Genomic DNA, 24,809 nt, shown 5'->3' on the forward strand with positions numbered 1-24,809 from the left:
ATCTACTGCTCAAATATTGTAAAATTATAGGAGGAACTTTAATTATTCGTCGAATATAATGTATTTATAATTAACTCTGCTTTTAGTATACGAGATGAAAACCAAGAGAGTTTTTTGAATACCTACCCGCTGTAAAGTAATAGATTTTAGGAGGTAGTGATTGAATGTCAAAGTTAGCAAGCTCCTTTCAAACTGGTAGTGGTGGAGGCACGTTTGAACATAAAGTTAAGACATTATATTTAATCAATGGCTTAATTTGTGGCAGAGTTGCTTTTTTTCCCGAAGGTAAACTAGAAAAAATGAGATTCCAAGCTAAAGAAGAGGGGTATCAAGTTGATGATATTGTCATTTGGTGGGTAGTATCCGAAACTGGCGATAGGGTCAGATGGCTAGGCCAAATTAAGCACACCATTGCCATTACAAAAAACGATAAGGAATTTCGGAAATTTCTTGCTGATGCATGGGCAGATTTCAATAACTGCAATCTCTTTGATAGGACAAAAGATAAAATTGTACTGGTTACAGGGCCGTTATCAGCTAAAATCTTAAATCATTTGAGGCCTATTATTAACTGGGCTCGGGATTGTAACAATGAGACGGAGTTTATAAGCAAAGTTAATAGGACTCATGGGTTCAGTTCAAAGGAAAAGGAAGAGTATTTGCAAATCTTCGAACATCTTCTTACAGAGGCAAACGGTAGTCCTATCGATGATAGAACTCTTTGGGAATTCTTGAAGTGTTTTTATTTAGTTACTTATGATTTGGACTACTTAAGCGATAGTAAGGATTATGATCAACTTATCGCGCACCTGTCACTTTATTTGAGCGTGAGTAATAATGAAACGGTTTCTGCAAGAGAGGTCTGGTCGGAAGTGTTTAAATATGTAAGTGAGGCAGACCAGAACTCCTCAATAATTTCTGAAGAGAACATGGATGACTCTTTAAAAAGATTATTTAGGGGGACTCCGTTAACACAAAGAGTGAGGAAAGACTTGATAAAATTGCAGAGTTATTCTGAAGAAGCCTTTAGACGAATTAAGGATTCTATTGGTTCCGAAGTACGTTTGACTAAAGAGATTTTTTTAGAAACAGTAACCAATCAATTGCAGAATTCCGATGCAATTGTCGTTACCGGGGAGCCAATGGTAGGCAAGTCGGTAATATTGAAACTGCTTAAAGAGCATCTCTCTAATAATAATGAGATATTGTTATTTGCATTAAAGAGCTTTAATGGGAGTAGTTTTGACAATTTTCTTAAGAATCATGGGGTGGAACATAGTTTGAAGACCATCCTGCTGTTGACTAGATCCAAGAACAATAATTATATTTTCATAGATGGTCTGGAGCATGCTCTAAGTGAAGAAAAACGCCAAATTGTTAATGACATAATAGCGACGGTGCAGGAATGCAATGAATTTATATTTTCTCAAGGTGGTAACCAAAACGAGAAGTGGAAGATAGTTTTTACATGCAGGAGTCAAGAGGCAAATCATCTTATACCAATTCTAAAAACAAAAGATTTGATGTTTGAAGGAAGTCTTAAAAAAATTGAGCTTCCTAATTTATCAGAGGAAGAAATATCCCACATTGTCTCCCACTTTCCGAAACTACATAGCTTACTTTCACAAACTCGGATACAGCAGATGATCTGGAGGCCAGCAATATTAGATTTAATAACATTGCCGAGTGCAGAATTCGACTACACACCAGCAGCAATAACGGAGGTTTGGCTTAGAAAATGGTTTTGGGAACGCATTGTCAAAAAAGATCGACTATTTGATGAAAGAGAATCAGTTTTATTAACAGTGGCAGAATCCAGCCTTAAAAAACAACCTGTACTTTTGCAAGAATTAAATAAGCATGCTTTGAAGAGCTTGATCGAGGATCGAATATTGACTCTGAATGATAATGAATTGAGATTTACTCATGATGTTTTGGAAGAATGGGCATTAGTATCAATTATGGATAGAAATAAAGTTTCTATACGACAATTGATTAGCGATTCCAAATCAAATTTACTATTGTTAAAACCTTTAACCTTATATTGCTGTAAGCTTGTAGAACTCGATAATAAGATGGAAGCTTGGTTCGATATTCTTGGCGAGATTGAGAGTGCGGAAGAATTAGCTTTGATCTGGCGTCATGCGATTTACGCGTCCGTTTTTGAATTAACAAACATAGGTGAATTTATCTCTCAAGTTATCCTTTCTAAAAAATTCACTGTGCTGCATAACCTGTTGAAGGTGTTAAGAAACTATTGTGTAGACATTGATCGTGAAATGAGTAATAAGACTCCTAAAATACATTTTTCTATCAAAGTACATAAATGGGAACCAGTGGTTGAACAGGTTATAAACTATCTTGATCAATTAGATGATGACACTCTCTATCAGTTTTCGTTTACTGCCAGAGAGTGGATGAGAAATACAGTTGGAAATTCTAAATTGCGAATAGAGATATGCAACACTTATTCATTGTATATTTCAGGAAAGCGATCTGTTCCTTTAAATGAAAAGAAATGTGAGGAATTACTTAAAAATACCGCGGATATTCTTGTTTGGTCTGCGGATACTGCACCTGAATTGACGAAGTGGTTTTTACAACAAAAGCTGCCAGGGGCGGTTAAAGCATACTTGGAGTATCGAATTTTCCATGAGGCTTGGTCTTGTTTATGCAGGTATATTCCCGATGAAGCGTTACGCGTAGTTACTGACATTGTAATTAATCGAAACTTAAGCGTAACTCCCATGGAGGATGATAGTTTCGGTATCAACCAACTTGGCATAAAGACACCGAGCTATCTTGTCGGACCATTTAAAGGGTTCTTAGAGGCTAATCCAATTCATGGTCTGCAATTAATTAATAATATCATTAATTACGCAACAGAAAATTGGAGAAAGCGACAAATTAAAAGCAGCAAAACACCGATCGTACAATCATTCGTGATTGTCGGTATGACCAAACAGTTGTGGGGAGACTCGACAGTGTACTGCTGGTATAGATACTCACTCGGTGTTCCGCCAATCTTAACAAGTTGTCTTATGGCACTAGAGCAGTGGATATACGATAGATTGAACGATCAGGATGACCCAGATGAGTTATTTAAGAAAATATTCGAGAAAACTAATTCAGTAGCGATTCTTGGAGTATGCGCATCTGTATGTTTAGATCGGTTTGAAGAGAATCAGCATTCTATTCGACCATTGTTTAATAATAGTACTTTTTGGCATTTGGATTATGAGCGTTTTCGCAAAATGATTAAATCTGAGAGAGACATTGATACAGGATTATTCTGGAATAAAATTGTGAAGGATGAACATTTCTTAATATTATCTGAAATCGATGAGAAGTTTATCGGCGATGCCTCATTTTATGCTGCTTATTTAGCAAATACTAAGAAGGACAGAGAAATGGTGTCTCATGCTGAGCAACTTCCAGAGAATCTGCCATTCTTTTTTGAAGAGGAAAAGACAAATAAAAGAATGATAGAGGAACGGACGCAGCTCAGCAAAATGTTTTCAGAAATAGTAAGAAAAAGTTATGAGCAACAATCGGAAGATGAGGATCAGGGGCAATTAGAAGGAGAAGAGGATGCTGTTGGACTCTTGGTGATTGACGCGGATCGTGTATTAGATAGGTTTTGGAGCTGGACGACTACTTTTTTCCAAGAAAATGAAATTGGACGGTACTTTACCTTAGAATCTGGCTTGAATTACGCTATGGATTTGGAAAATCAGGATGATATTACCTACGTTCCTTATGGTTATTTTTTTAGAGAAAAGGAGGTAATAATTGCTGATTCACTAGTCACCTTTGCATCGGCACTAGTTTATTTCGAGTGGGAATGGGTCGTTAAACATGATTTAAAAGAATGGTGTATCCGGCAAATAACAACTGCAGTTAAGAGACCTGATATATTTCAAAAATACAAAAAAATTGGCAATATGTCAGTCACATCAGAGATTAATATGGGTTATTTATGGGCAGCTTCATTATCGTTACCTATACTCGCACTGAGGGAACCAGATAATGAAGAAATTCAACAGCAAATGTATAAATTAGCCCAACATGATAACAATTTGATCAGAGAAAATCTGTTTACTTCCATGCGATACTTATGGGGAACGAGCCCGGATTTGGTATGGAGCTGTATTAATATAACGATGATCCAAGCCGCAAAGAAAAATAAATTAGCATACAATCCATGGACAATGGCAAAAAGTCTGTTCATTAGATTTTTTAATGGAAAAGAGATTTACACGAAAAGATTTTATAAGTATCCATTAGATTATAACTATGTTTTCCCTATTGCTTTTAGTTTGCCGGATTATAGTTATATTTCCGCCATGATTAATATTGAACGCTATGATAAATTTTTGCAGGAGATTTACTTTTTTACTATCACAACAAAGATGAACAACTTTTCATTTAGACAAATGTCGGAAGAGCGTAATTGGGTGATTCAGGTTTATTATAAAATAGCTCACTATTTTGTAGGACATCCTTCAATCGAGAAGTCTACTTTGTATATGAACATGTTTTCCGTCCACCATGCAAATCCAAATCTTAAAAAAGCTGTGCTGGATCAGATGGTAAGGGTAGCCCACTCAATGAATGATGAAACATTCCGAATCGTGTTTTTGAAAAATTGGATATTAATCTGTAGAACATTGCTTGTTTCAAATAGTAAGAAGAAAAATTTATCGCTTATTGAGTTGTTTAATTTAATGATACTCATTAGACCCACCTTACCAGCGAATGCTCCTAATATTCGAAGAGAACCTGTATTGGAATTACAGGAGTGGGGACGATTAAGTATGTTTAGGGATTTTATTACAATGTGGTGTGAGTCAGTAGGCAACGAACCTGCTTGTTTTAATAATCTGCTTATTTTCCTAAATACAGTTGGTAATCACGCATCTTATATTGATAAAATCAACTGGGTATATGTTTTTTCTTTCAACCAACTTGATCTTTATACTGACGGGGAATTTGCGGACAGAACAGTTACATTGCTTTATGGCATTTGGTCAAACTATAAAAGTAGGATCTGCAGTTCGCCTAAAAACTTTAACAAGTTTGCGTTGATTGTTGAACGATTAGTGGAGCAAGGCGATCGGCTAGCCATTAGAATCCATACGGAAATACTTGACCTTAATCCTCTTCTAAACCAGGCAAGACAATTAAATTAACAGTCTCAAAAATCAAATAAAGACTAAGTCCTACAAACAATGCAGATTAGCAAATATAAAAAGTCTGAATTCTAATGAGAAATGAAATCTCAACTTTTACTTGTTAAGTAATATTATCAAAATGATATTTGCCATAGTACGAAAGGACAAGCAGGTATTTGAAATGTAGATATTAGGCCTAAACCCAGAAAAAAGTAAAGATAATGCATTGATTTCTGCTTCTCCTGTACCGCCACCCCATAGCAGTTTTCATGAATGTCAGGTATAATACATACCATAGATTGTACATCTTTTTTTTCAAAGGAGCTGAATGATTCATGGAGAGATCCGTTACGATTACACAATCCGGTAGCTTTGCACATGTGCTCCAAACGTTTGCAAGTTCCCTCTTAGTTTCCTTTTTGGGGACATTGATTGGTGCAATGGTCGTGCCTCCATCTATGGTGATGATCTTCGTTGTTGCAGAGGTCGTCATGTTGGTAGCGGCGATCGTGATCCGAATTCGCGGCAAGAACATTGGCTATGGCTTTCTCTACTCGTTCACAGCGATTTCTGGTGTGACATTATATCCAGTTATTATGGCGTACGGCGGCCAGCTTGGTGCTAGCGTAGTATCAGGTGCATTTTTCGCAACGGCAGCGATTTTCGGCTCATTAGCTTTCTATGCACACCGTTCCCAACGTGATTTCAGCTTCCTAGGCGGCTTCTTGTTCGCGGGTACGATTGGACTTGTGTTGATGAGTGTACTCGGCATGTTCCTCAACTTCGGTTCCGCCATGAATTTGGTGTGGTCGATGGTTGGGATTCTGATCTTCAGCGGTTGGGTTCTGTATGATGTTGCCCAATACCGCAACGGTGTTGCATCCGAAGCAGTGCCACTTGCCGCATTGAACATTTATCTCGATTTCATTAACTTGTTCCTGTATATCTTGCGTTTCATCGCTTCAATTGTAGGATTCAACAGAAACTAAACATGCGCGAATAACGCTGATTAATAAAAAGCACGATGGTTCCTCCGATCCACGGAAATGTGGAAGGGGAACATCGTGCTTTTTTGGCTGCTGGAGGCTATCTAAGACTTAGACTTACCAGGCAGCTTTTTGGTATGGAAAAAGGGGATATCTCCTCGGAAGCTTCGATTGATTTCCAGTAGCGTATGGATTAACTGGGTTAAATCGGTGTAGTTCATACGAAGCGTAAATGGATCCGTGTACTTTTCGGATTTTATACGTATTTCAAGCCTAAGATTTGCTTCATCCATATAAATTTCTAGCTGCTCATTTGCAAGCATTAGTTCCCACATTCAAACCAACACCTCTTTCTCTCTCTAGTTACTCCTAGCTTATGTTTGTAGGACGAGATTAGAAGCAGATGCAACGAACGGGATGGATGCTTTTTATGGAAATAAGCACGATTTCCGCACTTGCCTCATACAATTTAATGATCCTAATTGAAAGAGGTGAGAAGACCTATGGCAACTTGTAGCACATGGATATATAAAGGGATTTCGCCTTCGGTATTCCGAGCGTTGCAGCAGGTAGGTAGGAGACAAGGTTTCTCTATACCGAGCACAGCATCAGGCAAATTTACGATTACAGTGGTCAGCATGAATGTTGGCTTCCAATATGCCTGGGATACGAATGCACAAACGTTGATGTTGCTGTGCGATAATAAGCCCATGCTGTTAGGCTGCGGCACGATCAAATCCTTTGCTGATAAAATTATTGCGGAGAGTGGCGGAAGACCAGGATGATTGCCAATGAGTAAGCGGTTCGCCACCTGTCTTTGCGTAGTTTAAAGCCTTATTGCTCTGGTTAGAATAAGGATAAAAGGCAGGTGGGCGTATGGCAAAGAGCGATGATCTCGTGAAGTACATAACTCAACAAGTCGTCACCTATATTGACACGCCGAAAGAAGTCCGTCAGCAAGCAAAAGCGACGGTTAAAGAGCAGCGTGAAGGCTGGCAAACGCGTTGGTTTGGGATGCTGCCATTAGCGGCGCGGATGTTGTTTGGACGAATGAAGTCGAGAAAATGAGACGAGTTGCTGAGCTTGAGTGGTGTGCCGGAGTTACTCGAATTATTCGAGTAACTTGGTGGGTTACGTGCTTGAGGGCTAGAGATACTCGAATTATTCGAGTAACTGGGCTGGTTTGGGGCTTGTATGCCGGAGTTAGTCGGCTTTTTCGAATAACTCGGTTGGTTTCGTGCTTGCATGCTCGAGTTAGTCGACTTAATACGAGTAACTCGGCTGGTTTCGTGCTTGCGCGCTCGAGTTACTCGAATTATTCGAGTAACTGGGCTTGTTTGGGGCTTGTGTGCTCGAGTTAGTCGACTTTTTCGAGTAACTGGGCTGGTTTCGTGCTTGTATGCTCGAGATACTCGAATTATTCGAGTATCTCGGCTGGTTTGACGCTTGTAAGCTCGAGTTAGTCGACTTTTTCGAGTAACTGAGCTTGTTTGACGCTTGTGTGCTCGAATTAGTCGACTTTTTCGAGTAACTGGGCTGGTTTGACGCTTGTATGCTCGAGTTAGTCGACTTTTTCGAGTAACTGGGCCGGTTTCGTGCTTGTATGCTCGAGATACTCGAATTATTCGAGTAACTGGGCTGGTTTGGGGCTTGTGTGCTCGAGTTAGTCGACTTTTTCGAGTAACTGGGCTGGTTTCGTGCTTGTATGCTCGAGATACTCAAATTATTCGAGTAACTGGGCTGGTTTGGGGCTTGTGTGCTCGAGTTAGTCGACTTTTTCGAGTAACTGGGCTGGTTTCGTGCTTGTATGCTCGAGATACTCGAATTATTCGAGTAACTGGGCTGGTTTTGCACCGCCGCGCCAGAGTTACTCGACTTTTCCGAGCAACTCTGCTCGCACAATAAAAAGGCCAACCCGTGTGCCGGGTTGGCCTTTTCACAGTTTCACGTTTTCGCCCTTCACGTCCACGTCGGCGACGCTCAGGGATACAGCTCCCCAAGTCCAATGGAAGCATCCAATTGCACATATCGCGGACCCTCATGGTCCAAGACAAGATAGTTATCCCCATGCAGCCATTGTTGATAACCAAGCACAGCTAAAGGCATCGTCACGAGTTCATCATATAACAGGGTGACGTAGGTGAGATCTCCTTGCTGCTCCATTGCAATCTGTAATTCAGGCAAGGAGGTTACAGGCAGCGGTGTGCCTTCAATCCATGGCAAACGGTCATAAGGATCAAATGCGGGCCGAACCAAGGATCGAGCACCACCAGATAAATCAGTCGGCCTATTAGCTAGGCTATCGACTAGACGTGGGGTTGGATCCGCGGTGAGCGGAAGCAACTCACCTGATTTGGCGTCGAGATAATAGGTCTCGCCGCCTTGCACGATTTTCCAAACAGACGTAAGAGTATCCATATATAAGCGGCTATTAATGAGCTTTTCATTTTGCACAAAACTGTCGTATGAGGTAGTTGAAGGAATGAGTTCTTGTTGTATCAAAGAGCGATACAACGTAGCTAAGCTAAATAGTGGAGATGGGCCTGTCCCGTATTCGGTCAAACGAAAACCGCCACTGTCAACGGCATGCACAATCATATAGCCAACCTCTTGGCCTTTATCGGATAGGATAATGACCCAGCCATGCGTGCCAGGACCGAGCGGATAGCTGTTCCAGCGTGCGTTCAGCCAGCCTGCAAAACCGGCTTCCTTCGCAAGCGTCGCCTGCCAATTGCTGATCGTTGAACCAAAAGATGCTGTACTCGCCATGTCAGGGGTTGAGGTAACTGCTGTATTAGGTTCTTTCACTTGCGTCTGTGTAGGGCTTGTCCCTGCTAGATTGTCTACGGCCGAAGTGTGTAAGGGCATGAAGCCAATACTGCACAGAATGATACAAGTGGCGGTCCAAGTGGTCCACGACTTCATCTTCGTTCACCTGCCTCTCGCTAACCTACTAGTGTATGTGACTATTGTAATTCGTATGCTTTAAAAAGAATGTTAGAACCTGTTGCGGATTATTTGCGAGGTTTTAGCGACTTGCGTCAGTTTCTGGATGATAAACGACTCGCGTTGAGGTGGAATAAACCGCCATTAATGACGGATACCACGATTCGCGGTTTATGCTGCCAATCGATTTCTTCCAGCCGATTCCGACACTGTATTTCGATCTCATCTCTTTTATTGGGTTCTGCTGCAAGCAAAAGCCCGTTATAGTAGCCTTCCACCCGATCAATTTCACTACGGTGCTGCGCATTCGCATCATCGGCCCAGCGATGGTCGTAGGTGCTGATTTTGCGCTCAAGTGTCATTTCCAAAGCATTGATGGCCTTCGGAATTGAAATGGTGTCCGGTAAAATGTGACTATTCGCTGGGAGCTTCGGTGATAACGTCTTTGTCAGCATTTGTTTATGAAAATGCTCGCGAATTTCACCGGTGCCCAGCTGAATGGCAAGGGAATGTATTTCTGTCCGTTTACGGTCACAGAGCAGTTCAACCTTGTAGTTCACACACAGCCACGTATTGTAAACGAGGGAAGCATGATACGTCGCCCCCACGGGGAAGGGCTCTTCGAATAAGTGAATGAAGCGACCGCGTTCGCGCACGATGCCGAAAATCTGGTCGAGTCGCCGGCTGCCAAAGGTCACGTCATCTTGTGGAACTCGCGTGGTGATGGTCGTCGGAACGAAGCCGAAATAACGCCCCAGTATGCTGTCCGGCGCACTGCCCGCAGGAGCACCAGCTCCGCCTTGACCAGGTGGCCCGTAGCCAGTGGAAGATGGACTAGTGGCAGCAGTCGCAACAGCGGCAGCCTTGGGCTTAACTTCTAGTTTCATTTGCTCGGGATCGATGACAAATTTATACGTCATCGTCTCCGCTGCAGCGCCCGTCCGCTCAATAAAACTCCAATAGTAAGGGCGGCCTGTCATTTCCCGATCTGCTTCGGGAGAGAGCTTCACCGTTACATAGGAAGGTGTTTTCTCCAGAATTGTACAGTCGTAAGCCTCCAGAAAACGCATCACGAATGAATGGATGTTTCGTTTATTCATGGCCCCACCTCTACACTCTGGGAACCGCTTACGGCATCAAGGATATCTTGGAACTTGGCGCCGTACTGCGGATTTTGTTCGATTTCTTCTCTTACTTCGGAGATGGAATGTCCGAGCTCATCGATTTTGCGGCGGATTTCTTCGCCGGAGCCAGCTTCCATCACCATACGGAACAGGGACGTTTCAAGCGAGCCTCGTTTCTCGATTTTCTCCAAAATCGTATCCAGCTGCCCAATAACCAACTCGAACATATTGATCTTTTCGTGTAACAACGATAGGATATGTTCTTCAATCGTATTCCTTGTGGATAAGTTGTAAATGTTGACGTCATGCGTCTGCCCGAGTCGATGGACCCGCCCGATCCGTTGTTCCACACGCATTGGGTTCCAAGGGAGATCGAAGTTGATCATGTTATGGCAAAATTGCAAGTTAATGCCCTCGCCACCCGCCTCGGTTGCTATAAGAACTTGTACCTTATTTCGGAATAAATCCATCATCCAGTCTTTCTTACCGCGATTCATACCTCCCCGATAAGGGACCGCTGTAATTTTCCGTTCTTTGAGGTAATTTAACAAATATTCTTGGGATGCCCGATACTCGGTAAAAATAATGACTTTATCATTGATGTCTTGGATAAGTCTCATCGTCGTTTCCGCTTTGCTATTCGACTTGATACTACGAATAAGCTCGACGAGCTCCCAGATCTTGGGACGTACAGGCGAGTCTTCAGCTGTCTTTTTAAATAAATTCACTAACGTAATGAACACCGCATCCCGAGAGCTGCACACTTCACGCTGAAGCGTAATCATAGAAAGCATGGAGCTGAGATCGCCGCCATTCTCGGAGTAACGCGTTCGTACGAAATTCGTAACCCCATCGTAGAGTGCTTGCTCTTCATCTGAGAGCGTGAGGGGAATATTGCGCACAATCCGCTTCGTATAATGCACACCGCCATCGCCGCGGCGATTACGAATCATCACTTTGGAGAGCTCCTGCTGCAGCTGAATCTCGTTCTTCGGCGTACGTTTGCCCACGACAAAGTTGCTCTTGAAGCTGTTCTGTCCACCAAGCTGGCCTGGCTTAAGCAAGGTGATCAGGTTGTACAGCTCTTTGAGATCGTTCTGCACAGGTGTCGCTGTGAGGAGCAGGCAATATTTTTTGCGCAGCTCGTCGACGAAGGTGTAGTTCGTTGTTTTTTTATTCTTCAACTTATGGGCTTCATCGACGATGAGCATATCGTATTCTAGAGCCATGACAATATCGCGATGCGGGTCTCTTTTGGCCGTATCCATCGAGGCTACGATAATGTCCGCTTGCTGCCACATGTAAGCCTTCTTATGCGCAACAGCGGGAATCCCGAACTTCGTATTTAATTCCCGAACCCACTGCAAGACCAGGGAAGCGGGGACAAGGATAAGCGTTTTGCGGACAAGCCCGCGGATCATGTATTCTTTTAAAATTAAACCAGCTTCAATCGTCTTCCCAAGTCCAACCTCGTCGGCCAAAATGGCACGTCCACGCATCTCATTGAGCACGCGTTTCGCTGTATCAATCTGATGAGCCATTGGTTCAAGTGTCCCTAAGTGTGCGAGGCATTGCATATCATCAAACGTAGAAATAAGCCCCGACTCTTCCGATTCGTAGGCAAGCTGATATAAGGTCCAATCATCCCAAGGACCCCCTCCATGTACACGATTGTCCAGCTCAGTAAACCAGTCCCTCTCAAAATGCATATCTAGATGTTTATGAATGGGGCGAATGTTCTCTTGCTGATCATGTTGACGCATGGCTGTGCCCTCCTAAAAGTTTTCGCTAGAAAACTGACTTCGTAAGCATAAACTTAAGTTTTGCGTAGCAAAACTAGCATCGTACGCATACGCTACGTTCTGATTCTGCGCCTACCCTCGCAAACGTCGCATACAGGTTAGTATGTCCAGAGAAGAGTCTTTCATAACTTTTCCCATGTAAGACTTTTACTGGTGCTGGGGCGAGAAGTCGAATACAGAACATGAATATGCTATGATAGAGGTTAGTTTTGGGAAAAAAGTTGACGTTCTACACGAAAGGAAGTCGAAAGAGATGACAGCTTGGCGATTTATACATACAGGAGACCGTTCTCCTGCTGAAAATATGGCTTTAGATGAAGCGATTCTTACCGCTCACAGTGAAGGGAAGGTACCGCCAACGGTGCGTTTCTATGGATGGAATCCAGCCACGTTATCGATTGGTTATTTTCAAAAAGCAGCAGAAGTGGATCAGGAATCGGTAGCGAGCGAGGGAATTGGCTTCGTAAGACGGCCTACGGGCGGACGAGCAGTGCTGCATGATAAAGAACTGACGTATAGCATCATCGTGGCTGAGGATTATCCAGGCATCCCACGTAATGTAACTGACGCTTATCGCGTATTGAGTGAGGGGCTGTTGCAAGGTTTTCGTGCGCTAGGCCTTGCAGCAGAAATGGTACAGCTGGCGAGTGATGAGGAAAAAGAGAAATACGCCTCGGCGGGCTCTGCGGCGTGCTTCGATTCACCTTCGTGGTACGAGTTGGTTGTAGAAGGTCGCAAAGTCGCTGGCAGTGCGCAGGTTCGCCAGAAAAATGTTGTGTTGCAGCATGGCTCGATTCTGCTGGATATGGATACGGATCAATTATTTCGGATGCTGCGCTTCTCGAACGAGAAAGTGGCCGATCGCATGAAGCAAAGCTTTCTGAAGAAAGCGGTGGCGATTAATGAATTGCTGCGCGCGCAAGGGAAAGCGGAAGTGACACTAGGCGAAGTCGAGGAAGCGTTCCGACGTGAAATCGCCCTTGGACTTGGTGTCGAACTCGTCGAGTCGTCTTTGACGGATTATGAGGTTGAACTTACGAATCGTCTTGTTGCCGAGAAATATGGTACGGATGAGTGGAATCTACGGCGTTAGCAGGAATGAGGGTTGGTCAGGCGGGAATGCCTGTCCAACCTTTTGTTTTGATATACCCGAATCGTGTGTATTGTAGGAACTTTCCCCACACTTTAAAGTGGTGTCATACCACAAGAAGGGGATGGAGGAGTCCGATGAAAGCATCACCAGGAGAGAAATTATTTTACGCATTGAATTATTTGGTGCTAACCGTTATTGGGATCACATGTGTGATGCCCTTGATCCATCTGCTCGCGTTGTCCTTTAGTGATCAGCCAGCCGTCATCTCAGGACAAGTCGGTTTATGGCCAGTAGGTTGGAATTTGGAATCGTACAACTTGTTGTTCAAAGGGACACAAATTTTGCCTGCGTTCGCCAACAGTGTCAAGATCATGGTCGTAGGGACCTTATTAAGCATTGGCTTTACGATTTTGGCGGCGTATCCGTTGTCTAAGCGTTATTTCTTTGGAAGAAAGACGTTCACGATGATGTTGATCTTTACCATGCTTTTCAGCGCAGGATTAATTCCCGGTTACTTATTGATTAAGTCACTGGGGATGGTGAATACGTATTGGGCGCTTTGGTTACCTGCGCTTGTGAGTGTGTATAATACGTTGGTTTTGAAAACTTTTTTTGAAAATATCCCCGCTGAGCTCGATGAGGCTGCTAGAATGGATGGCTGCAATGAGTGGTGGCTCATCGGACGAATTTACATACCGCTGGCGGTGCCTGCGATCGCAACATTAATCTTGTTCTACGCGGTCGGTTATTGGAACATGTTCCAAAATGTCCTTATCTACATTAACTCCCCGGCTAAACAGAACCTGACGGTTATCGTCCAACAAATGATTATGAACAGCATGCTGCAGGTCGATCAATATTTACGTCCGGAAGAAGCGATTCAAATAACACCGGAATCCATCAAGTCTTCGGGTGTCATCGTCATGATTCTTCCGATGCTGATTGTGTATCCTTTTGTCCAGAAACATTTCGTGAAGGGTGTTATGATTGGCTCGGTCAAAGGGTGATGTTCCCGAAATTGGCATATCTCTGAAAAAGGTATATCCCCTAAAAAGATGTATATACAGAGATTCTTGTATATTGCTGGAAGGAAAGCCGCGAGATTACATTGAGGTCAAGCGAACCGCATCGGTGATTCCGCTGATGAGCACAAGGTCGTACATTCTTGAGGAGGTCTACCCGAATGAAAAAGAGAATACTCGTTGTATCCACGGTAGCAGTTGCTTTAGCGTCGATCAGTTTACTTGCAGCATGCGGCAAAGAAGAAGATAGCAAGGGAACGGAAGCATCGACGAGCACGTCCAGCACACAGGCTTCGAAAGCGCCTGAAAAAAGAGGCAAGATGACGACCTCCATTTATGATCGCGGGAATATGGTGCCAGAAGAAGGGACACTGGATAAAAATCGTTGGACAGAATGGATCAATAAGAACAGCCCTGTTGATGTCACTTTTATGCCGATTCCTCGTACGAAACCAGAGGATAAGCTCAACGTGTTGTTTGCTTCGGGTGAAGCGCCTGATTTAATTCAAGATTATGATATGAAAAATCGCAGCTCTTGGTACGAGTCCAAGCAATTACTGCCATTGGATGACTTAATTGCGAAAAATAGCGTGGAGTTTAAAGCACTGCTGGAACGCAATCCACTTCTTAAGAAGTTCGGCACACGTTCCGACGGCAAGCTGTATGATATCGCGGTTCTAGGCAAGTTGGAAGTGAACTGGGTGTTTATGGTTCGTACGGACTGGCTGAAGAAGCTGGGCTTGGAAGCTCCGAAAACGACGGATGAGTTGTTTGCTGTGGCGAAAGCTTTTACAGAGAAGGATCCGGACGGCAATGGCAAGAACGATACATATGGTCTAACTCTTGGTGGCGGCTACAATCAAAAAGTGATTGATTTCATGTTCGGTGTGCCCGTGTTTTCCAATTACAATTCGAAAGACGGTAACCTGCAATATTCTTGGGAGAATCAGCAGGCAAGTTTAACGTTTAAGAAGAAGTTGTTCCAAGAAAATGCCATTGATAAGGATTTCGCTGCAGATACGACAGGGGATAAGGCGAAGCGGGATTTCTTAAACGGTAAGCTTGGTTTCTATACTGGTGGGGTACCAAGTGCGATCGAGATGGAGACGCTGCTGAAAAACGATCCCAATGCGGTCGTGACGCCGATCCTCCTGCCGAAAAGCTCGTTCGGTCAATTCAGCCCTCCAGTCACATCACCTGTACAAAATGCAGCCGTTGTAAATGCAAAAGCGAAAGATCCAGTCGCAGTCATTAAATATTTGGATTTCTTGACCAAAGAAAGCACCCAGAAAGCTTTAAAATGGGGCATTGAAGGGGAGCACTATAAGCTGGATGCGAAGGGCTGCCCGCAAATTACGGATCCTGATAAAATTAAGAAAGAACGCAGCTATGCTGGGGATTACGGTATGATTATGTCAACGATTCCGGGGATGCCAACGTGTGATACGCGCATTGATTCACTCAGTGACAGCGTGCCTGCGCAGAAAGAATTGAAGCGTATTATTATCGAAGCGCGCAAGCTGTATCTTGCTCCTGAGCGCCCGGTAGCTGGCTTTTTACTAGAGGTGCCTTCGGTTCCCAAAGATTTGGATATGATTGTGCAAAGCGTGCCGAACATTCAAAGTGCCGCTTCCAAAACAGGTGCACCTGATGAATTCGTGAAAGCGATTGTGACGCCAAGTATCTCTGCTGAGCAAGCGATTAAAACGTCCCAAGATATTTGGAACAAAGCAGGTGGTCCAAAGGTGGACGAGTGGTTCCAGAATTGGTACAAAACGAATAAAGATAAAGCTATTTTAGTTACTGATATCTATACGTTGAAATAGGTGAGGGGCCGGACAGAGTGTGATCTCTGATCCGGTTTTTTTCATACGCTTCCGAAAAATGTATATCGCTGAAAAAAGCGTATTTGCAAGGGGACCCGATCAAGGTACAATGAACTCTACCAGCCTTACTTCGAAGGAGCATTGTACCATGCAAATCAATAAAAACTGGTTTAATCGGCTGCTCATTTCCTACATACCCGTGTTCGTCATTATTGTGTTTGTACTGTCTATTTTATTTTTCGTGTTCACCAATTACATGACGCAAAGCCAATCGAAGAAGGCCAGCGAAATATTCATGGAACAGGCGCTTGGCAATCTGGATCGGACACTAAAACAGATCGATCAAGGCGTGCTGCGAGAGCTGAATTATAACGATGGCTTAAATGGGTTTTATTTTGCACAGGAAGGTGATCGGTACAACGGTCTTGCGCTTCCTGCCTCTAAACTGGAGCAGCTGGTTTCCGGCTATCCCGAAATTGACTCTGCCTATTTGTATCGCAACAGCGATGGTAAAGTGCTCAGCAGAAGTCTTATAGTCCCATCGGAATTGTATGGGGATGCTGAATTTATCGCTAATATTGTTAAAAATGGAAATGCTACAGGCTGGCTGCCTGTTCGTACTTATTCGGAATATATCGGGGAGAGCCCGAGACGTGTCATCAGTATTGTACGTAAAGCGCCTCTTCTGACAGGGGACAAAGGATTCATTGTCATCAATGTGAATGCGGATTATATCGCGAAAATGATCGATGCCATGGCTTACTCGCATTACAGCTTTATTCAAGTTTTGGATACCAATAATTACGCCATTAATGGAACTGGCAAAACTATGGAGACGCCCACTTCGATGCAGTCTGGGATTATGAAATCAGCGTACACCGGCTGGATCATGCAGATTGGTCTGAAAGAAGGCGGATTTACTTACTTGTTCTCGAGTCTCTATATTCTTTGGATCGTAATCACGGTGGTAATGTTAGGCATTGGCATATGGTGGATTATCCATGTGTCCAAGAACCATTATCGACCTGTTGAATCCATTTTGCGTCAAGTACGTACGGGCGCGTTCCAGAAGGTGCTCGATAAACAGACGGATGAGCAGGATGAGTTTCATTTTATCCAAAATGCCATAACAGAGCTCATTGATCAATCGAATGAGTTTAGGCAGCAACACAGGCAAGACATGGTATATCGGAAGCAAGTCCTGTTTACTGATTTACTTCAAGGAAGCAAAATGTTCTCATCGGAAGCTTGGCAGGAACAACTAGCGACGTATCGTCTGCCCACTCAATACACTGCGCTCCAGATGGCTGTTGTTGAAATTGATAAATTTCAGCAGTTTTGTGAGATTTATAACCATCGGGATCAGACGTTATTGAAGTTTGCGCTAAAAAGTGTAACAGGTGAGATTGCCGAAAAGCACGGGTTAGCTGCTTGGGGCGAATGGATTGATAACGATCGGTTAGGCGTGCTCTTGTTTCAGAAGGAAACATCGGATGGGCAAGGAACGAAATCTGTCCTGGAAGAGTTGCACCAATGGGTGAACGAGCATTTGCGGTTTACGGTCACAACAGGGTTAAGCTCGCTGGCAGGTCAGTCAGAGGACATTCCTATCGCTTATGAAGAGGCTGTCACCTCCTTAAAATATAAGACAGTACTTGGACTAGGCCGTGTTATTTATTTCCTGGAAATAAAACCGAAGATGGATAGCGACGTGTATAATCGCCTTCAAAATGTACGTGGCATTGTGATTATGTTCAAGCAAGGCAACGAGGAATGGCGCAAGTCTTTTTACAATCTGATTAGCAATTTGCGAGACGAGCATGCGGTTAAGGATGATATCGTCATCACAATGGAATATTTCAACTATCAGTTGAATCAAGCGATGAAGGAATTGAATAGTGTCTATACAGCGCATTGGGAATCGCGAGCGTATCCAGCTTTATTGCAGATTTTGGATCATTATGAGCTGCTGGATGAGCTGGCGGATCACTATTTGAAAGTGCTGGACGAGGAATATAGTAACATAAAGGTTATTCATGACAGCAGTTCGAATCGTTCTGTGATCCGACAAATTCAGAAATTTATTGATGAGCATCTCGTTAATCCGGATTTATCGTTGAACATGATCGGTGAAGCCTTTGATCTGAATGACAAGCAAGTCAGCCAATTAATTAAGCAAGAACTAGGCGAGAAGTTCGTGGATTACTTGGCACGTCTGCGCATTCAATATGCAAAGCGATTATTAGAAGATACGGATGAATCGATACAATCCATTTCGTTGAAAGTTGGGTATATTCATTCACTGTCCTTCATTCGGATGTTCAAAAAGATGATGCAGATGACGCCAGGTGATTATCGCAAGCTGCATCGCGCGTTGTAAAGTTGGAAGCATTTGCCCGATAAGGGTGGATGCTTTTTTGCTATGCGTAAAGGTTACATATACTGGATTCTTGTGTATTGAGAAGGGACAGTGTGGCACGTAGAGTAGAGGTAGTGGGTGAAGAAGTTACACCAAGTGAGGAGAGGTTCATGATGAGATCAAGTGCGCTTTATTCCAGAAAAAAATATTGGGTGCTCAATGCGCCACTTCTGGTTATGTTTATTCCAGTGCTGTTGTATTTTATTATTTTCAAATATGTGCCGATTGGCGGCTTGGTGATTGCTTTCAAAAGCTATAATTTCACAGACGGCATATGGGGCAGCCCGTGGACGGGCTTAGCGAATTTCAAATTGATGTTCAGTAATCCGAACATGTTTAAAATCATTCGAAATACGTTTGTGATAAGCTCGTTAAGTATTTTTGTCGGATTTCCATTTCCGATTATCTTAGCGATCTTGCTGAATGAGGTTAGAAAGTCCTTTTTTAAGAAAACGATTCAAACGCTCGTGTATTTCCCGCATTTCCTAAACTGGGTGATAATTGGATCCTTTGTTGTGCTTATTTTCGCGCAAGAGCATGGGGTCATGGCGTCTATAAGCAAAGCGATTACCGGCGAAAGTTTTCCTTTTCTGTATGATAAGAGTACTTGGTTAGCGATTTTCTTAGGATCTGGGATTTGGAAAGAAGCTGGTTTCTCGGCCATTATTTATTTGGCGGCTTTGAATTCCATTGACCCCAGCTTATATGAAGCAGCAAGTATGGACGGAGCTAATAAGTTGAAGCAAATGTGGCATGTAACGCTGCCGGGGATTGCACCAGTTATTGCCTTGATGCTGATTCTATCGATGGATCGTGTGATGAATGTAGGTTTTGATCAAATCTACGTGCTAGGTAATCCAGTCGTCTCCGACCTTGCGAATGTCATTAGTGTATGGAGTTATAATGTGGGGCTGCGCAACGCCCAATTTAGCTTATCGACGGCCGTTGGATTATTTGAATCCTTGGTTGGGCTTATCCTCGTTGTAATTGCGAATGGCATCGCTCGGAGGTTCGGTCAGAGCATGTGGTAAGCAGGAAGCGTAGTTGCTAGGTGCCTCGGAAGGGAGGTGAGAGGGAACGGTTGACGGTCATTAGGGCAACTAGATCTTGCTTACAATCCCATGAATGAGGTGAATGAAATTTTGAAAAAGCCAACATTTTGGTTAAAAAGCATGCTTATCACGTTAGGACTTGCGGTAGCTGCTCCTGTATCGGTATTTGCTTTTGATTACGGTGATTTACCGACAAACATCTTTCCGGCAGGAGGCTATACCAACACCGTATGGGGCGATCCAGGAGGCTGGACGACACTCGACGTAACTTCGTACAGCGTTCCTGTCAACAATCCAAGTGTAGATGCCTCGGCGGCAGTTCAGAATATGATCAACAGTACGTCAGGGCGTCGCATCTTGTATTTTCCGGAGGGGGCTTACTATTTTAAAACACCGCTAAGTATTACAACGGGAAATATCATCATTCGGGGAAATGGACTGACGAAAACAACGTTTTTCATTGGCGATTCGGCAAATGTGAATACAGAGCTGCGCTTTGATGGCAGCAAAGTAGGTGACCCGGTAGGCGTGACAGGCTCTCCTGGGGCTGGCAGCCAAACCATTACCGTAGACGATGCGAGCACGCTGAATGTGGATGATTATATCCTGCTGTATCTCTCAGGGGGCAAGCTTGCTTGGAGTACGTATACGGAGTCTCAAACGTTTAAAATCACAGGGAAAAGCGGTAACGTGCTCACGCTGGGTAAGATCATCGGGCTCGATTATCCAGCCGCCAAGCTCCCGAAAGTGCAAAAGCTGAACCTGCTGTCCAATGTTGGCGTGGAAAAAGTGAAGCTCGTGCGTACGGTTCAGCCTACGATTGAAAATACGAATAATCTCGTTCTGAATCGGACCGTGAACAGCTATGTGAAAGACAATGAATCGATTCTGAGCGGCCGAGGACATATCTCGATTGATAACAGTAAAGACGTCGTTGTTGAGCGCAACTATGTCCATGATGCTTTTATTAAAAATGTTGGCGGGTACGCCTATGGTATCGTCAATAATGCCTCAACAAGCGTACGTATTACGGATAATAAATTGTGGGATCTGCGGCATCATATGTTGCTGCAATTAGGGGCTAACCATTCGGTCGTCAGCTACAACTCATTGGAGTCGCCGTATACCGATTATAACGACTTAGCCTTTCATTCGAATTATGCCTATATGAACTTGGTTGAAGGGAACACCTTCAAGGAAGGCTACGCCGATAATTCCAAGGCTGGCGATCCTGTGATGACGGCCACTGGGCCTTACAATACCTGGTTCCGCAATAAAGCAACTGGCAAGATCGGTACAGACAACACGTCTACGGTTAATCAAAATATGATCGGTAATTATGTCGGCAGTATTTCTACTGCTGGATCAGGTCATTACCTAGGTGCAAATAAACTGACGAGTGGCACGATCAATTGGGGGTCATTAAGTGCTTCGTCGAACATTCCGGCATCTTTGTATGCCACAGCGGCGCCGTCGTTCCTAAGCGGGAAATCGTGGCCACTGTTCGGACCTAATGTAGGAACAGATTGGGGAGCTAGCAACACGAATCCAGCCAAAGACAGAGCCATTCCTGTAAGCGGTATCACCATTGTCGATGATTTGAATGATTGGAGTAAAACCTACAGCACGACGGCAAATGTGGGCTTTGATACGCTGAATACGGCCAAATTCGAGGGAGACACGTCACGTGCCAAGCGAACAACGAAGACGAATGAGGAGATCGTGTGGTATCAGCCTGGGATGAATAGCTTTACAGCGGTTACGTTCTTCTGGCCATCTGAAGCTGTCAATGCGTTCACGGTTTACACGTCGGCAGATGGATCGACTTGGACGACAGCGACGCCTACGATTACAGGCGGATCGGGTGATTGGAAAAAGTACACCTACACCTTAACCGGTTTGCGCGGTGTGAACTATGTGAAGATGAGATGGAACAATACGGCTGGTTCGGTGTGGAATCCGCAGATTGGTAAGGTTACGATGACGACGTATTGATAGGGAAAAGGAATTTCTGATAGGTAATAAAAGAGTCTTATCTCCGGAACCGAAGATAGTTCGATTCTGCCGAACTAAATCAAGGTTTTCCCTCGATTGCGGGCCGATAGTCCGATTATGCCCAACTATTCGCCTGTTTTCGTTAGGTGTGGCCCAGTTTTGGCGATTTAGTTAGACTAATTCGGATTAATTCAATCTTATCCGTGCAGAAACTGTGATTAGTTCGGCAAATTCGGACTAAGTAAAAACAAAGGAGCTAAGCGTAAAAAAACGCTTACCTCCTATTTTACTTTTGAGACAGTCTTTTATCCGAGTACGACGCGGTCGTCTGACAGCTTATTGCCGCTGATGTTTTCAAACTCACCGAGGAGCTGCTCGACGGTAAGGTCTTTCTTCCGTTCTTCGTTCACATCAAGGATGATGCGGCCTTTGTCCATCATGATCAAGCGATTGCCGAGGCGTATCGCTTGTTCCATATTGTGCGTGACCATCAGCGTGGTCAGCTTCATTTCGCGCACGATTTCCTCGGTCAATCGTGTGATTAGTTCCGCGCGCGCGGGATCCAGCGCGGCGGTGTGCTCATCAAGCAGCAGAATCTGCGGCTTGGTGAACGTCGCCATGAGCAAGCTGAGGGCTTGACGCTCGCCGCCGGAGAGCAGACCCACCTTTGCGCGCAGGCGGCCCTCCAGGCCGATACCGAGGCGCTGCAGCTGTTCCAGGAACAACGCGCGCTTACGCGCGTTGGTGCCGAAGCCCAGCCCGCGCTTCTTGCCGCGGGCATACGCCATGGCGAGATTTTCCTCGATGGTCATTCGAGGAGCGGTCCCCGCCATGGGGTCTTGAAAGACGCGGCCGATCCAGCGGCTGCGCTCGTACTCAGGCAGATGGTGAATGACTTCACCATCGATACGCACTTCGCCGGCGTCTGGCGTCATGACGCCGGAGATGATGTTCATCAGTGTCGATTTGCCGGCGCCGTTACTGCCGATGACCGTGACGAAGTCGCCGGGCTTGAGGGTTAAGTTAATGCCGATGAGCGCAATTTTCTCATCTGCAGAACCGGGATTAAAGAGCTTGGATACGTTCGAGAGTTGAAGCATTAACGCTCACCTCCTTTATTCATTTTCAGCGCGAGTTCGATGAGTTCAGCAGAACGACGCTTGGCTGTCGCTTTTTGCTTAATCGCTCGCTGCACGGAAGGTAGTACGAGTGCGATAATAACGATAATCGCGGTGATTAGCTTGAGGTCGGATGCTTTTAGCCACTCAATGCGAAGTGCTAGTGCGACAACGATACGGTACACGATGGATCCAAGTACAGCAGCTAGTGTCGCCTGGAATACCGAGCGAGAGCCAAAAATCGCTTCCCCAATAATAACGGAAGCCAATCCAACGACGATCATCCCGATCCCCATGGAGATATCAGCAAAGCCTGACTGCTGTGCGATTAGAGCGCCGGAGAGCGCGACTAATCCATTGGATAAGCTTAAGCCAAGGATCGTTGTTCGATCCGTGTTGGCACCAAAACTGCGAATCATCCGTGCATTGTCTCCAGTAGCTCTGAGAGAAAGACCCAGATCTGTATGGAGGAACGCATCCAGTAAAAGTTTAAGCACAATTACGATGATAAACCCAATTGCGATGGGCTTCATCGAAGTGAATATCGAATCAGCGCCGAGCAGCGAAATGTTAGGCTTGCCCATAATGCGCATATTGATGGAATACAACGCAATCATCATGAGAATACCAGAGAGCAACCCATTGATTTTCCCCTTCGTATGAAGGAGTCCTGTACATGCGCCAGCGATCATTCCGCCTGCTAATGCAGCCAAACAAGCTAACCATGGTGAATAGCCATGTGCAATCATGATCGCAGCGATAGCGCCGCCTGTTGTAAAGCTTCCGTCGACTGTTAGATCGGGGAAGTCAAGAATGCGAAACGTAATGTATACACCTAGCGCCATTAAGGCGTAGAGAAGACCGAGCTCAACGGCTCCGGTCATTGAATCTATCATGACTATTCCTCCTTACTTTGAAAAAAAGAGGTGAACGAAAGTGACGTTCACCCCTTGTGTCTCATTGTTTACTGAATGATGTTTTTCTCTTTATCTTTTACAGCAGCTTTCATCGCATCTGTTACTTCAATTCCTTGCGCTTTAGCAGCTTTTAGGTTAAGGATTAGATCCATTTTGTCTGGAACGGTTACTTTCATGTCAGCTGCTTTTTTGCCATTCTTCAGAATGTCGACAGCCATTTGGCCTACTTGATAGCCATGATCGTAGTATTTGAAACCAACGGTTGCGAATGCACCTTTTTCAACTGTATCACGGTCACTGGAGAAGAAAGGAATTTTCTTTTCGTTCGCCACTTGAATGATACCATCTACACCGCTAACTACTGTGTTATCCAGTGTAATCAAGAATGCATCAGCACGGCCTACAAGGGATTGCGCTGCTTGTTTAACCTCAGATGTATTCGTTACAGGAGCTTTAACTAGCTTAATGCCATGCTTAGTTAAGGATTGTTCTGCATTTTTTGCCATAATCACGGCATTAGGTTCGCCTTCATTAATAACAAGACCAACCGTTTTTACTTTAGGCATGTTAGCAGCAACAAAATCCATCAATTGTGCAACGGCCATTGGGTTCGTGTCTGAAGCGCCGGAAACATTGCCGCCTGGCTTGTCCACGTTGGTTACAATTTTAGCTGCAAGCGGATCTGTTACAGCTGCGAAAAGAATTGGAGCTTTTTTCACTTGCTGTACAAGGGCTTGTGCGGATGGTGTTGCAATTCCAAGTACTAGATCGTTGTCAGCGGAAGCAATTTTTTGAGCGATAGATAAGTTATTCGGTTGATCGCCTTGTGCGTTATTGAAATCAACTTTCAAGTTCGTGCCTTCCACGATGCCTGCATCTTTAAGCGCTGCCAAGAAACCTTGACGTGTTGCATCCAAAGAAGGATGTTCAACAATTTGCGAAATTGCGATTTTATACGTCTTGGAGGCGGCTGCAGTAGCTGCTGGTGTAGTTGAGGCTCCGCCAGTTGCTGCAGGTGCTGGATCAGCTTTTTGACCACAACCTGCGACTAGCATAATTGCAGCTGATAAAACGATGGATGCGAATGCTTTCTTTTTCAAATAAATTACCCCTCTCGAAGTTCACACTTGTTACTTGGACGCATTGCTCTCGCACCACTTTAACGCTTTTGTTCAGCAAAGTATGAGGCGTGGCGTGTCCAAGTTCTTATATAATTAACCATAGTTTAATTGGATTAGAGGGTTTCCGTCAATTGTTTTATCCGTATTTGTGATTTTTTTGTGAAAATTTGGCGGGATATGGAAGAAGTTTATTTGGGGAGTGAGAGATGTTGGT

General features: G+C 44.3%; 17 protein-coding genes. 10 read left to right on the forward strand and 7 right to left on the reverse strand.

The window, feature by feature from the left end; translation table 11 throughout:
* Positions 1-164 precede the first annotated feature (164 nt).
* Both J2736_RS01085 and J2736_RS01090 read left to right on the forward strand, forming a co-directional pair.
* The gene (locus tag J2736_RS01085; protein ID WP_310222687.1) at positions 165-5,192 is read left to right on the forward strand and encodes an NACHT domain-containing protein; all 5,028 of its coding nucleotides are present in this window, start codon (positions 165-167) and stop codon (positions 5,190-5,192) included.
* 317 nt (positions 5,193-5,509) lie between these two features.
* The gene (locus J2736_RS01090) at positions 5,510-6,163 is read left to right on the forward strand and encodes a Bax inhibitor-1/YccA family protein (protein WP_310222689.1); all 654 of its coding nucleotides are present in this window, start codon (positions 5,510-5,512) and stop codon (positions 6,161-6,163) included.
* A 101-nt stretch (positions 6,164-6,264) separates the two neighbouring features.
* Here J2736_RS01090 and J2736_RS01095 read toward each other — a convergent pair whose 3' ends face one another.
* Positions 6,265-6,495, reverse strand: coding sequence for a hypothetical protein (locus J2736_RS01095; protein ID WP_310222691.1), 231 nt, complete (start codon positions 6,493-6,495; stop codon positions 6,265-6,267).
* A 168-nt stretch (positions 6,496-6,663) separates the two neighbouring features.
* Here J2736_RS01095 and J2736_RS01100 point away from each other — a divergent pair, with 168 nt between their 5' ends.
* Together J2736_RS01100 and J2736_RS01105 are read left to right on the forward strand one after the other, a co-directional pair.
* Positions 6,664-6,945, forward strand: coding sequence for a hypothetical protein (locus tag J2736_RS01100; RefSeq protein WP_310222693.1), 282 nt, complete (start codon positions 6,664-6,666; stop codon positions 6,943-6,945).
* 91 nt (positions 6,946-7,036) lie between these two features.
* Positions 7,037-7,228 carry a YqzE family protein gene (locus J2736_RS01105; RefSeq protein WP_310222695.1) on the forward strand — a complete coding sequence of 64 codons (192 nt, stop codon included), beginning with the start codon at positions 7,037-7,039 and terminating at the stop codon, positions 7,226-7,228.
* 912 nt (positions 7,229-8,140) lie between these two features.
* On the opposite strand, the gene J2736_RS01110 is transcribed toward J2736_RS01105, so the two are convergent.
* From J2736_RS01110 to J2736_RS01120, 3 genes are all read right to left on the reverse strand, one after another.
* A complete protein-coding gene (locus J2736_RS01110) occupies positions 8,141-9,085 on the reverse strand; it encodes a hypothetical protein (protein WP_310222697.1) in 945 nt (314 codons plus the stop codon).
* Between the two features lie 116 nt (positions 9,086-9,201).
* A complete protein-coding gene (locus tag J2736_RS01115) occupies positions 9,202-10,206 on the reverse strand; it encodes a YqhG family protein (protein ID WP_310222700.1) in 1,005 nt (334 codons plus the stop codon).
* Positions 10,203-11,993: a DEAD/DEAH box helicase gene (locus J2736_RS01120; RefSeq protein WP_310222701.1), complete on the reverse strand. Its 1,791-nt coding sequence runs from the start codon at positions 11,991-11,993 to the stop codon at positions 10,203-10,205. The genes J2736_RS01115 and J2736_RS01120 overlap by 4 nt, the downstream gene beginning before the upstream one ends.
* Before the next feature lie 292 nt (positions 11,994-12,285).
* On the opposite strand from J2736_RS01120, the gene J2736_RS01125 reads away from it, so the two are divergent.
* From J2736_RS01125 to J2736_RS01150, 6 genes are all read left to right on the forward strand, one after another.
* Positions 12,286-13,125 (forward strand): lipoate--protein ligase family protein, encoded by an 840-nt coding sequence (locus J2736_RS01125; protein ID WP_310222703.1) that lies wholly within the window; start codon positions 12,286-12,288, stop codon positions 13,123-13,125.
* Between the two features lie 134 nt (positions 13,126-13,259).
* Entirely contained in the window at positions 13,260-14,132 is an 873-nt protein-coding gene (locus J2736_RS01130; protein WP_310222705.1) for a carbohydrate ABC transporter permease, read from the forward strand.
* Between the two features lie 176 nt (positions 14,133-14,308).
* Positions 14,309-15,973, forward strand: coding sequence for an extracellular solute-binding protein (locus J2736_RS01135; protein WP_310222707.1), 1,665 nt, complete (start codon positions 14,309-14,311; stop codon positions 15,971-15,973).
* Positions 15,974-16,121: 148 nt separating this feature from the next.
* Entirely contained in the window at positions 16,122-18,353 is a 2,232-nt protein-coding gene (locus tag J2736_RS01140; protein WP_310222709.1) for an AraC family transcriptional regulator, read from the forward strand.
* A 149-nt stretch (positions 18,354-18,502) separates the two neighbouring features.
* On the forward strand, positions 18,503-19,423 hold the full coding sequence (locus J2736_RS01145) for an ABC transporter permease (protein ID WP_310222711.1): 921 nt from the start codon (positions 18,503-18,505) through the stop codon (positions 19,421-19,423).
* Between the two features lie 141 nt (positions 19,424-19,564).
* Positions 19,565-21,439, forward strand: coding sequence for a right-handed parallel beta-helix repeat-containing protein (locus tag J2736_RS01150; protein ID WP_310222713.1), 1,875 nt, complete (start codon positions 19,565-19,567; stop codon positions 21,437-21,439).
* Between the two features lie 305 nt (positions 21,440-21,744).
* On the opposite strand, the gene J2736_RS01155 is transcribed toward J2736_RS01150, so the two are convergent.
* The 3 genes from J2736_RS01155 to J2736_RS01165 form a co-directional block, all read right to left on the reverse strand.
* On the reverse strand, positions 21,745-22,539 hold the full coding sequence (locus J2736_RS01155; RefSeq protein ID WP_310222714.1) for an ABC transporter ATP-binding protein: 795 nt from the start codon (positions 22,537-22,539) through the stop codon (positions 21,745-21,747).
* Positions 22,539-23,453: an ABC transporter permease gene (locus tag J2736_RS01160; protein ID WP_310222715.1), complete on the reverse strand. Its 915-nt coding sequence runs from the start codon at positions 23,451-23,453 to the stop codon at positions 22,539-22,541. The genes J2736_RS01155 and J2736_RS01160 overlap by 1 nt, the downstream gene beginning before the upstream one ends.
* Positions 23,454-23,521: 68 nt before the next feature.
* Positions 23,522-24,574 (reverse strand): ABC transporter substrate-binding protein, encoded by a 1,053-nt coding sequence (locus J2736_RS01165; RefSeq protein WP_310222716.1) that lies wholly within the window; start codon positions 24,572-24,574, stop codon positions 23,522-23,524.
* Between the last annotated feature and the right edge of the window lie 235 nt (positions 24,575-24,809).

The organism is Paenibacillus qinlingensis (assembly GCF_031455095.1).
GTDB classification, from domain to species: Bacteria; Bacillota; Bacilli; order Paenibacillales; family NBRC-103111; genus Paenibacillus_E; species Paenibacillus_E qinlingensis_A.